Origin of the sequence: Priestia sp. FSL W8-0001, from assembly GCF_038050335.1 — a bacterium.
Taxonomy (GTDB): Bacteria; Bacillota; Bacilli; order Bacillales; family Bacillaceae_H; genus Priestia; species Priestia flexa.
In genome coordinates, this window is sequence record NZ_JBBPAL010000001.1 from 2,476,210 (window position 1) to 2,488,273 (window position 12,064).

The window sequence follows — 12,064 nt, forward strand, 5'->3', positions numbered from 1 at the left end:
CACCTCCCAGTAATCATGTATAGTTTACCAGTTATTTCAAAGGAACACTATAACTTAAATTACATTTTTTACATATTGATTCTCTTGTTACTAAGAATGTACAAACAGCAAGGGCAGGCTTCAAACCTGAAGCCTGCCCTTGCTGTTACGAAGATAGCTCTTTAACTTTTTTTGCATACTTCCGATAAGTTAAGACAAATATAATTCCACATATAATCATAATCCACGGGCTCAAAAATCTCATTAAAGCAAAGGGCGTTTCAAATAGAAAGCCCAATATAAATTGAGGATTTTCCATCTCCCAAAGGCCTTGAGTATAGTAAGCTGCTTTTGGATTCCAAACTGCTTCAAAGTTTTTATCAGAGTAAAACATCATAATGAAAAACAAAATAAAGACCATGAAGAAACCATTGTAGTTCATTAATCGCTTGTAATACGAAATTTGAGAAGAAAGGTCTGAAAACAACTCCGTATCTCCGTCTGGTTCCCCCATCCAATACTGTGTATGACTCATTTTTGTTCCAGCAATATGCTTCCACCCATAGTCTTCATAGAGCGTTTTATAAGATAAGAAATCAGCTTTATTTTTAAACGTTTGGTGATCAAGTCGAATAACATGACTTACAGCAGAGCTTTTAATAAAACGATAGCTTCCAAACATCCCAACTCGTTGACAAAGCCATCCTTTTCTTATCATTTCATTGAGCCAGTCTTCTTCTTTCTCCACATCGATAAACAGTTTAAATTTCTTCATGATCACTCACTCCTTATATAAAGAAAGTATATGGGCTAAGCGCTGTTGTTCAACTTTCAAAATACGCTTCCCTTCGTCTGTGATGTTATATACTTTTCTCCTCGGATCATCAGATGGAACCTGCTTAATCCACTTTTGTTTTAATAAATTTTCAATCGCTCCGTATAGCGTTCCGGCTGCAATCCGAACATCATGATTACTTAGCTCTTCAATTCTTTTCATAATCGCGTATCCGTGCAAAGGTTCTCGTAAAGCTAATAAAATATAGTGCATTGTTTCTGATAACGGAAGAAGTTTATGCTTTTTCACTTATTCACCCTCTTTATACAGTTCAACTTTATACAGTTAAACTATATATAGTTTAACTGTATATGTCAACATTTTTCCAAAAAGATAAAAAAGCCATCGCTTCCAAAAGCGATGACTTTACCTACTTATTAAGGCGACTCATATGTAATGCACTTCCAATGTTTGCTGCTCATTTTTTCATATGTAACCCAGCCCATTTTCTCTAGTTCTTTTGCGAGTAAACGATTAAAAAATCCGTGACCAACAAGGACAACTGTCTCTTTATTTTTGGCATATTGAACTAAGCGTTCTGCTCCAATTTTTGCTCGCTTTCTCGCTTGCTTGTACGACTCACATGACTGACTGTATCCAGCCAGCCATAAAAGCCTTAATATGACAAGCCAAACAGCTGGTTTGCATTTAATAAACTGACCAAATGTACATTGAGGGAGCTCTACTTCTCTAAAGATACTGTCTGAGTTTAATCGTGACCCTCTCGTCAATAGATTAGCTGAGTGTTGACTTCTTTTTAAGTCACTCGTTAGTACGATGCCGCTGCTAGCAACAACTTCGACCGTTGACTGCGGGTACTCTTCTTCTTCCTGAACGCCTTTTTCGTCATAAGCTGACACCCATTCACGAAATTGTTCACTGCTTATTTTTTCATTTTCGTTCCAAGCAGATTTACCATGTCTTATAAACGATATTTTCATAGATACTCCTTTTCCCAATTGTCCCACTTACACATTACCAAAATATTCAATTTATTTCTATTGTCAATATTGTGAAATCTAAGCTCACTTCTTGAAGGAATGCTACACATTTGTTTAATTTTAACAATTCACTATTTATAACGCTACCTTTATCTTTGCGTTAATTCAAAATGCAAACTGGATCACCTTTCAATTTGATGATACTGAATATACACTTACAAAAAAGGAGTTGGAAAGCTGGTATACTCAACAACTAAGCGATTTCTCCAGTGAACAGTCACTAAAAGAGTTAGCTACAGATTATCTAAACAACGAAGAAAAAGTGAATAAATTATTCCATTAAAAAAGGAGGAGCTTAAGCTCTCTCCTTTTTTCTTACGATATAACTTACTAGTTATTGTTCATCTTTTGATGGAACGGCACAGTTCCCATCCACGCAGGCTGCATCTACAGAGCTATCCCCAGATAAATCCTGCAGTTTAGGAGCTGGGTTTTCTTCTGCCCATACTTTTTCAAGAGCACTTGTGAACGTTTCTTTTGGCTGTGCGCCTGAAATAGCATACTTTTGATTAATGACAAAAAACGGAACACCCGTTACGCCGTATTGTTGCGCTAAACTTTCATCAATACGGACATCATTTGAGTACGACGTTTTATCTTCCAGAACGGCTAGTGCTTCTGAGCGATCTAAGCCCGCTTCTTCCGCTACGCTTACAAGAACCTCACGATCACCAAGATTTTTTGATTCTGTAAAATACGCATAGAGTAATTTTTCAGTAATTACTTCTTCTTGACCTTTTGTTTTAGCAAACTTTGCTAAGCGATGCGCATCAAAGGTATTCGTCGGCTTCATATTATCAAAATTAAACGTTAGTCCAACGCTTTTAGCCTGCTGGCCGATACCTTCATTTGCCTGCTGCGCTTGTTCAATCGTCATGCCATACTTTTTCGCTAACGCTTCATTAATGGTTTGACCTGTATTTAGTGGCGCATTTTGATCAAGTTCAAAGCTTTTAAACTCCACTTCAACATCATCTTTATGTGGAAACTGCGCAAGGGCATCCTCTAAACGACGTTTTCCAATATAACAAAATGGGCAAACAAAGTCCGACCATACTTCAATTTTCATAACTCGCACCTCTTCAATTCAAGATATTTGTTATCATACCATATGACTGAAGAAACTCTTAATAAGATGCTCAATGTTGGCGCTTAAATATGGTAAGGTAAAATCGTTTTCGCTCAACTTCTTGCACGTGTAGTTCATGAATGGTTTTTACCACATAATCATTTACGTAAATCATATTTGTTCCTCCTTTTATTTCGTCTCAATGAGGGCTTTAATTATTTCATTCCAGTATTCTTTAAACATATGCTTTTTCGTTTCAACATTTTGTTTAGCTGTCATTATTGGTTCCTCCTCTATTACTAACGCTCTCTTTCTTTCTATCTTCATTGTATGAATAAAGAGCTTTTATCGTATCCATCACCTGCCGTATCTTTTGGCATGTTTTTCTACAACTTTAGCCTGAGTTTTTACTACGACTTCAAAAAATGAATTTTTTTCCTTTTGTTATGTTACTTTATTTAAAACGAGCAGTTATACTTTTCATATACACATAGAGAGATACATGGAATTTTCCTTATTTGTTAAGCTGAACAGCACTATACTATGATTAAAAAATTTAATTTCACAAGAAAGATTAGCTGAAATGATTGTCATGATAGAATTGACTACCTTGAAGTAAGAAGGAGGAACCTAGGTATATGAACCCTATTTTTCTAGCCATTATACTGGGAGAAGTCGCTTTTTGGGTGTTCTTGGCTTTAGGATTGCTTTGTCGGTATGTATGGAAAAAAGAAAAGCTCTCTCTTGTTTTGTTAGCAGCAACACCGCTTATTGATTTATTTCTGTTAGGAGTTACATTTATCGATTTATCGACCGGAACAAAGCCAACCTTTTTTCACGGCTTATCGGCAGCATATATTGCATTTTCCATCGTTTATGGCCACCAAACCATCAAGTGGGCAGACGAATGGGCGAACCATAAATGGAATAACGGTACGCTTCCTGAGAAAATCTGTTTAGTTGGTGAAGCAAAAAAGCAAGAGCAGTGGCGCTCCTTTTACCGTTTTTGTAAGTGCTCTCTTATTATGCTTATATTGATTGGATCTGCTTTTTTTATCGTTCCCTTTCAAGATACGTTTTGGCTCATTTACTGGCTCATAGCCATTATTTCTTCCGTATTTATTTGGTTCATTATGGGTCCGCTTCGATTAACGACAAAAAAGCAGGATACTCCTCTTTAACCACAGCTGCTTCTGTTGAAAAGGAAAAAGCAGAAGAAATTGAAGAAAAAATTAAAGAACAAGCAAGCTTTATAGGTGGCGTATCAGAAGAACTCGGTATAACCGCTGATTCTGAAGAAAGTGAAGTGATGCAAATTATGCACGAGATGACTCATCAAAAAGTGCGTGCTCAGGATAAATGGGGGCGGTTCCTTTAACAAATGAAAATGTCAAAAAAGTGATTGCAATTGTAGAAGCAAGTTCTTTTGAACATAAAACAGACATGCTAACGATCTTAAAACGTTGGGAAAATGATAATTTTTCAACAGTTGCAGAAGACCATAACTTTTTTTGGAGACTTCAAGGTAGAAATGTTGGTCAAGCCTACGGCACACTAACAATTGAAGAAGAACAAAAATTCATTGAGAATAATTTTGCAGAGTAGCGAAAAAGCACGGGACTAGTCCCGTGCTTTTTGCTTATTTCTCATTCCAAATATCTTTTAATTTCCAGCACGTTGCTTTTTTCAGTAGACTTTTTCCTGAACAACTTGTAAATTCTACACTGCGATACGGTTCTGTTGGATAGATACGACTTGTCATCGTAGCCTCTCCTTCATTAATAAATACTTCAATCGAAGAGCGGTCAACAAAAATACGTAGCTTCAACTGGTCACTAGCTGCTAGTTTGACACGACGAATTCCATCTTTTTTCTTGCCTGATTTAGAGCAATCAATCCTAAGTTTATTTGTAGATTTGTCATAGGCAAGAACTGTGGCTTCGTTTTCGATGCCTCGAAGTACTAGCTCTACCTTCTCTGCATTCGTCACCTCTAACACAGCTTCAACCTCAAACATTGAACCCTGCACACCCATTTCATAGCTAGAAGTAATCGTTTGATTTTCAATCGCTGACAGCTTCTTTTCTCGAAGCTGTGTCACCTCTGCAACAGGCACCATCTTTATCTTTCCATCAGCTGAAAGCGTAAGTTCTCTAGGTAATGTAAGTGCTCCGCACCAGCCATCTTTCTTTGTAGGCATATCCGATTCCCACATATCCATCCAGCCAATTGCAATCCGACGGTTTTTATCGTCTAAAAATGTTTGAACCGCATAAAAGTCATGACCATAATCTAACTCAATAAATTCTCCATGCCCAAACTTGTTCTTGTCGTACCCATATTCTCCAATCATATAGCCCGTTTGAAACAAGTTTTTAAAGTGATCTCCAGCTTCTTTTATCCCCTGTGGTGACATCAGTAGAACATGTTTACCGTTAAGCTCAAAGAAATCTGGACATTCCCACATATAACCAAGCTGCTCGTTTCCTTCTGCTAGTACGCCAATATACTCCCAGTTTCGAAGGTTTGGAGAGCGATATAAAATAACGCGACCAATGTTGTTTTTTGAATTCCCCACTATCATATACCAATCCCTTCCGCGCTTCCATACTTTTGGGTCACGAAAATGATGAGAGCTATCTGCTGGCGGCTTTTCAATAACTGGATTCTCGACTATCTTTTTGAAATGTACTCCATCTGTACTGACTGCAATATTTTGGTTTTGATAAAACAAGTCTCTTTCTTTGTCGATATAATGATGTCCCGTATAAATTAACGTAAGCTCTCCATCATTATCAACTGCGCTACCAGAAAAGCAGCCATCCTTGTCACAAGCATCTTCTGGAGCAAGTGCAATCGGAAGATGTTCCCAATTAACTAAATCTAAGCTTTTCACATGTCCCCAGTGCATAGGACCCCAATTTTCATCATAAGGATGATGCTGATAAAAAACGTGATACTCTCCTTTAAATTGAACAAGACCATTTGGATCATTAATCCAATTTGCTGGAGCCATAATGTGATAGCCGAGACGATGACGATTGTTTACCTTTTTCTTTGCTTGTTCCACTGCTTCCGTTGCTTGTTGAATTCCGTTCGTTGTTAACATATTCATTCCCCCTACACTATTTTAGGTACATTGTTAGCCTGCTTCAGCACAGGTTGTTTTTTGTGATTTAACAATGTAAAGATTGATAGAATGGTGAAAAATAACACAAAGCCACCCATAATTAAGTATGTAGATCTAAAACCAACTAAATCATATAACATTCCTGCAAGTGGAGACATGATAGAAGCTCCTACCTGTGAGGCAAACTGAAAGCCAACCAAGTAAAGAATAGATGATAAGCGTGTATCGAAGTTGGCCGCTAAATATTTAAAGATAGCAATTAACATGATTGGTAGTTCAAGCGCATGAATGAGTTTCATAGATGAAATCCCAATTGGCCCACCAACCAGGCCAGACCCTATGATGCGAAGTGCCATAAGGAGACCTGCTAGAATTAAACTATTCTTTGCTCCAAGCTTATTAACAATAAAAGGTGCTAGAAACATCATTCCAGCTTCCAAGAAAACTTGAAATGAATTTAAATAACCAAAAACCTGATTTCCCAACTGCTCTGTTGGAAATAATGATGCGTAGTAGATAGGAAATTGCTGGTCATATACGCCGTAAATGCACGTAACGCCAAGTATATAAACCATGAAGAACCAGAAGTCCTTCAATAAAAAGAGATTCCAAACGTCTTTCATTTTAACGGATTCAGCTTTATTCATCTCTGAATCTGTCATTTCAACTTTAACCGATAAAATGATTAAAACCAGAATGATAGCGGATACAGAAGCGACCCAAAAATTAATGTTTGGATTGATATTAAACAGCTGTCCTGCAAAAAACGTCGCTGCCGCCCAGCCTAAAGATCCCCACATTCTCGATTTTCCATATTCGAAGCTATACTTTCTACTCACTTTTTCAATATAAGATTCGATAGCTCCAATCCCTGCTAAGAAGGCAACACCAAGGTATAATCCCCCTACTACGGCTCCAACTATTACATTAGCTTGGAGTAACGGACCATAGACAAATACGTAAAAAGGTCCCACAAACACAAGCAGTGTACTAATAAAAAATAAAATGTTTTTCTTTAAACCAATTTTATCGGAAACATATCCATAAATCGGCTGCATACAAAGAGCAAAGATAGCGTTTACAGAAAAGATAATACCTGTTTCAGCCCCGTTTAGATTCATCTCTTGTCCAAGCCAAATCGAAAATAATGAGTAGCTCGATGACCACGTAAAAAAGAAAAAGAAAAAATAAGCGCTTAGCTTCCAATACAAATTTTTAGATTTATTCATCCCTCTAACCCCTTTGAAGTGAACTCATTCCCCAATATTTGAAAGCACTTTCAAATATATTCTATGTCAACCGATTTCATATGTCAACGGGTTGACACAAAAAAAACACATAGCCCATTTTAGGCTATGTATCGTTACGTTGTGCTTCCTTCCAATAACTGAACGGGAAGCTTGGTTTCTAAAGGCAGTTCACCAAACTTTCCTTCAATAGCTTGCAATAACAGTTCAACAGATTGCTGAGCAATTTGTTCAACCGGCTGCTTGATAGTCGTTAACTCTGGAAGAAGCGTTTGTGTTACCTCAGTTCCGTCATATCCCACTACTTTTAAATCGCTAGGAACATCTCTTCCTCGCCTCTTTGCTTCTCGTAAAACAGAAGCTGCAATGACATCATCACTGGCAAAAATCCCATCTACGTTAACTTGTTCATCAAACAGCTGTTCAATTATTCCCTGTTGACTTCGTCGATCAAACGTCGCGGGAATTTCATAAGTAATTGGTTCTTTTCCACTTTGTCTCATCACGTCTTCGTATGCTTTTCGTCTAAACTTCGCTGGCGTTTCTAATTCGGCTGGTCCATTCAAATGAACAATATGATGACACCCTTTTTTCAGCAACAATTCCGTCGCTAGCTTTCCTCCTTCATAATTGTCTGAGCTGACAACGGGTATCGTTTCAGATAAATTTCGGTCAATAGCTACGACAGCGAGATGCTCCTTGTGATAATTAATAATTCCTCGGTTATGGGTTCCAACAATAATTCCGTCCACTTGGTTACGCATTAACATTTCAACGTATTTTTCTTCTTCATCTACTCGGTTTAAACTGTTGCACAACAATACTTTGTACCCTAATTTGGTACAGATATTTTCAATATAAAACGTCAGTTCACCAAAGAATGGATTGGCAACCGTTGGAAAGATTAAACCAATGACGTTTGTGCGCTTATTAAACAAAGAACGTGCTACATCATTCGGGAAGTAGTTAATATCTTTCATCGCTTGATGCACGCGTGTTTTTGTTTCTTCACTAATATATCCTCTATTATTTAAAACGCGCGACACCGTCGTTGGTGATACGCCAGCGCGCTTGGCTACATCGCTAATCTTTGGTTTCATTCAGTAATCCCCCTGCTTTATGAAAACGATTCACCTTATTATACCTCGTTTTTCAAATAGAAAAAACAGGTACAGTCCACCTGTACCTGTTGCAGCTCTTATTATAGTGAATGATTATGCGTTGTCGTCACTTGCTTTATGACAAACGCAATGAGAAATAAGATAATGCTGCATGCCGCGATGCCAATTGATAACGTCCCAATTGCAATGCCCACCCATGGATCAAAAACAGCTGCTGTAACAAAGCTTGCTACAACTCCTACAATAGCAATGCTAAGACTAATAATCGGAATTACGTATGGTTTATGCTTATTTTTATGAAACGAGTATGTGAATAAAGAAAGCAGTACGACGTATAATAGCCCAATTGTATATCCATTTCCTATATAGCCTACTAACTTGTTCAGCGCGCTATTATTCGTACCTTTAGGAACTGATAACTTTACTTCTTGTATTTCTTTTGTTTTTAGATCAATTGTTTTTAACTTATACTCTTCAGGTTGTGCTGCCCAGGCTGTATCATGTAGAAAAATAACTTTATTTTGCTTATGAAAAAACACAGGAGAATTCACGCTAGATTTTAACGTTGTTAACTGCTCTGTTTTATTTGATTGAATATCAAATAAAAATAGTTCATATTCATATAACGAGCTGTTTTCAGACTCTTTTGAGACTGCTGTATACGCTACTTGATCACCAGATGGTGTAAAAGTTGTTTCATAGATATCTCCTGTTAGTTTATTGTAATTTACACGCTGTTCTTTGTTTGCTTTTAGATTATATGAGTAGAGCTCTTCATGCTCATTAAAAACGGTATAATATACGTCATCATCATCAACAGCTAAATCTCCCATTGAAAAATAGTCTTTCTTTGTTAGTTGCTTGACCTTTCCAGTCTGTACATCTGCAACGTAGAGATTACTTCCACCTTCTGCTGTTCCTTCTAATTTCCCAAGATCTGAAGCAGGCATTCCGATAAAATATATTTGCTGATTATTCTTTGAAAATACAGCATCCGTTACGTGTAGAGAATCATCACTAACCTTTTGAGGTGTTTGCCCATCCGCATTCGTAACATTAAGAACGTTTTGCTCATTAGCATCCGCTTTCTTTGCTAAAAATAAAAACTTTTTGCCATCATTTGAATAGCGCGGTGTATGACTCCGAGTTTCACTCGACGTTGTAAGCTGCTGGACATCCTTTCCACTTATACTCGAACTGTAAATCTGTTCATTTCCATTTGTATAATATGAAAATAACAAACGATCGTCATTTGGGGAAATTGAAATTTCACTCCCTAAGCCCGTAAAAAAACGATACGGATCGTTACTTTGAGTATATGATAAATAAATGCTGCTAATTAATAATGCAAAAACAACAGCCTTAGCTCCCCATAAAAATCCTTTTTTCAACACTATCCTTCCTTTCCTTATCCGTTATTTACATATTAACCCATTTAACTTTAGAATTCTAGAAAATTATTACATTATCACCTAGTTTAACTCTCTGTATTTCCGTAGAGGCAAATTTTATTATTAACATTAAGAGATGTTAATACCACAAGCCATATAAGTTTTGTATAATAAAGCTTAAAAGAAAATGTATGCTTGAAAACTGAATAGTCTTCAAACAAGATAAGGGGAAAGATAAAGAATGGCCATTTTATTGGTAGACGATAATTCCGTCAATTTATTTGTAATTGATAAAATTTTAAAAGGTGCTGGTTATACTGATACCGTATCACTAACATCGGCACAAGAGCTTTTCACCTATCTAAGAGTAGATGATCCTCATGCAAAAACACCGCCTGTTGATTTAATTCTATTAGATATTATGATGCCTGAAATTGATGGTATTGAAGCGTGTCGCCGTATTCAAACCGTCGAGCGTTTGAGAAACATCCCTATTATTTTTGTCACCGCTCTTGAGGACTCTTCAAAGCTTGTTGAAGCACTCGACGCTGGAGGAAGTGACTATATTACAAAGCCCATTAACAAAGTAGAGCTGCTGGCACGCATACGCGTTGCGCTTCGACTAAAATCAGAGCTCGACTGGCACGCTGAGCATGAAAAGAAAATTCAAACAGAACTTGATTTAGCTACAAACGTTCAGCGAAATCTTCTTAGCCAATTGTTAAAAGAAGATGATATTAAAATGGACGTATCCTATTTACCATCTTTTAAGCTCGCTGGAGATATGTATTATTGCCATAAAATTGATAAACACCGATACGGAATTATTTTATTTGATATGATGGGGCACGGAATTTCGGCTTCTCTTGTCTGTATGTTTATCTCATCTGTCCTTAGAGAAGCTATTAAGCTTCTTGTTGATCCTGAGCTTGTGATTAAAGAGTTAAATCGCTACATGACCTTGCTACATACGGAAAAAGATCATATTCCTTATTATTTTACCGGTATCTATGTTGTGATTGATACAAAAAAGAAAACGATCGAATACGTAAATGCTGGGCATCCCCCTGGCTTTATGTTGATTGATGGCAAGGAAGTCTTACCGTTGGAGCGAGGAAGCTGTGCAGTTGGTTTTTTTGATGACATTAACGTCAACAAGTTTACAGTGTCTTTTGAAGAAGATGTTCAACTTCTATTATTTACAGATGGTGCACTAGAAGCGATGGGACCTTCGGAAGTCGAGGCAACTGAACAACTGAAATTAATTACTTCTCAAAAATGGGAGGATACATCAATTATCATGGATCAAATCCTCCCTCCCGAACAGCGTGAAAACCAGCCAGATGACATGTGTTTACTGCTTGTTCAAGCTAAATCTATTTAAAAAGGTCGAGAGCATGCGCTCTCGACCTTTCTTCATGTAGTTATTTTTCGATAAATTCGCTCATTTCCCACAAACTCTTCGTAGAATTCAGAGCCAGCTGAAAAACGCAGCGTTTCTTTATCTCCAAGTCCTAAAAATCCACCTTCACATAAGCTTTCTGAAAACAGCCCATATACTTGCTCTTGAAGCTCATTTGTAAAGTAAATGAGCACGTTACGACAAATAATAACGTGAAACTCATTAAATGAGTGATCTGTTACTAAGTTATGCTGTGCAAAAATGATATTTTTTAATAAGCTTCGATGGAAATAAGCATATAGATGATCGGTTTGATAATACTGTGAAAAGGCTTCTGTTCCACCTGCTTGCATATAGTTTTTTGTATAATCTTTCATTTTCCGAAGTGAAAACGTTCCTTGTCTTGCCTTTTGAAGCACGTCTTCGTTCATATCTGTTGCATATATAACTGCTCTATCTAATAATCCCTCTTCTTGTAACAGGATAGCCATTGAAAATACTTCCTCACCTGTTGCACAGCCAGCATGCCAAATTCGAATTTCTTTATGCTGTCTTAGTAAAGGTATTACCTGCATACGAAACGCTTTAAAAAACGTTGGGTTTCGGAACATCTCTGTTACATTAATTGATAGATCGTTTAAAATTTGCTCTAGAAACTCCTCGTCATGCACAACTTTTTCAATTACTCTTGAAATCGTTGGAATGCCATCGATGTTCATTCGGTTTTGAATTCGCCGGTATACAGAGGACTGAGCATACTTTCTAAAATCAAATCCAGATAGTCGATAAATCGCTTCTAATAGCAGCTTCAGCTCTAGATTTGATTTATACGATGCTTCGTTTACTTCTAGTTGATTTGTATCCATACGTAACATCCTTTTTCATTACT

Annotated in this window: 12 protein-coding genes; 3 read left to right on the forward strand and 9 right to left on the reverse strand. The window is 37.1% G+C overall.

Going from position 1 to position 12,064, the window contains the following annotated elements:
* Positions 1-145: 145 nt before the first annotated feature.
* The 4 genes from MKZ18_RS13250 to MKZ18_RS13265 all read right to left on the reverse strand — a co-directional run bounded on the left by MKZ18_RS13250 (position 146) and on the right by MKZ18_RS13265 (position 2,884).
* Positions 146-754, reverse strand: a complete 609-nt coding sequence (locus MKZ18_RS13250) for a DUF2812 domain-containing protein (RefSeq protein ID WP_061785544.1) — start codon at positions 752-754, stop codon at positions 146-148.
* A 6-nt stretch (positions 755-760) separates the two neighbouring features.
* The gene (locus tag MKZ18_RS13255) at positions 761-1,027 is read right to left on the reverse strand and encodes a PadR family transcriptional regulator (protein ID WP_061785558.1); all 267 of its coding nucleotides are present in this window, start codon (positions 1,025-1,027) and stop codon (positions 761-763) included.
* A 164-nt stretch (positions 1,028-1,191) separates the two neighbouring features.
* Complete coding sequence (locus tag MKZ18_RS13260; RefSeq protein WP_144593678.1) at positions 1,192-1,755, reverse strand: histidine phosphatase family protein; 564 nt, start codon at positions 1,753-1,755, stop codon at positions 1,192-1,194.
* Between the two features lie 394 nt (positions 1,756-2,149).
* The gene (locus MKZ18_RS13265) at positions 2,150-2,884 is read right to left on the reverse strand and encodes a DsbA family oxidoreductase (protein WP_025910941.1); all 735 of its coding nucleotides are present in this window, start codon (positions 2,882-2,884) and stop codon (positions 2,150-2,152) included.
* Between the two features lie 638 nt (positions 2,885-3,522).
* On the opposite strand from MKZ18_RS13265, the gene MKZ18_RS13270 reads away from it, so the two are divergent.
* Complete coding sequence (locus tag MKZ18_RS13270) at positions 3,523-4,065, forward strand: hypothetical protein (protein WP_251385766.1); 543 nt, start codon at positions 3,523-3,525, stop codon at positions 4,063-4,065.
* Between the two features lie 178 nt (positions 4,066-4,243).
* Positions 4,244-4,489 carry a DUF6241 domain-containing protein gene (locus tag MKZ18_RS13275; protein ID WP_251385768.1) on the forward strand — a complete coding sequence of 82 codons (246 nt, stop codon included), beginning with the start codon at positions 4,244-4,246 and terminating at the stop codon, positions 4,487-4,489.
* A gap of 34 nt (positions 4,490-4,523) precedes the next feature.
* On the opposite strand, the gene MKZ18_RS13280 is transcribed toward MKZ18_RS13275, so the two are convergent.
* The 4 genes from MKZ18_RS13280 to MKZ18_RS13295 form a co-directional block, all read right to left on the reverse strand.
* Positions 4,524-5,993 carry a glycoside hydrolase family 32 protein gene (locus tag MKZ18_RS13280; protein ID WP_251385769.1) on the reverse strand — a complete coding sequence of 490 codons (1,470 nt, stop codon included), beginning with the start codon at positions 5,991-5,993 and terminating at the stop codon, positions 4,524-4,526.
* A gap of 11 nt (positions 5,994-6,004) precedes the next feature.
* Entirely contained in the window at positions 6,005-7,243 is a 1,239-nt protein-coding gene (locus tag MKZ18_RS13285; RefSeq protein ID WP_025910936.1) for an MFS transporter, read from the reverse strand.
* Positions 7,244-7,377: 134 nt separating this feature from the next.
* Entirely contained in the window at positions 7,378-8,361 is a 984-nt protein-coding gene (locus MKZ18_RS13290) for a LacI family DNA-binding transcriptional regulator (protein WP_144593681.1), read from the reverse strand.
* A gap of 101 nt (positions 8,362-8,462) precedes the next feature.
* On the reverse strand, positions 8,463-9,773 hold the full coding sequence (locus MKZ18_RS13295) for a PD40 domain-containing protein (protein WP_186317455.1): 1,311 nt from the start codon (positions 9,771-9,773) through the stop codon (positions 8,463-8,465).
* 241 nt (positions 9,774-10,014) lie between these two features.
* On the opposite strand from MKZ18_RS13295, the gene MKZ18_RS13300 reads away from it, so the two are divergent.
* Positions 10,015-11,157 carry a SpoIIE family protein phosphatase gene (locus MKZ18_RS13300; RefSeq protein WP_062686974.1) on the forward strand — a complete coding sequence of 381 codons (1,143 nt, stop codon included), beginning with the start codon at positions 10,015-10,017 and terminating at the stop codon, positions 11,155-11,157.
* A 32-nt stretch (positions 11,158-11,189) separates the two neighbouring features.
* Here MKZ18_RS13300 and MKZ18_RS13305 read toward each other — a convergent pair whose 3' ends face one another.
* Positions 11,190-12,041, reverse strand: a complete 852-nt coding sequence (locus MKZ18_RS13305; protein WP_025910927.1) for a CheR family methyltransferase — start codon at positions 12,039-12,041, stop codon at positions 11,190-11,192.
* Between the last annotated feature and the right edge of the window lie 23 nt (positions 12,042-12,064).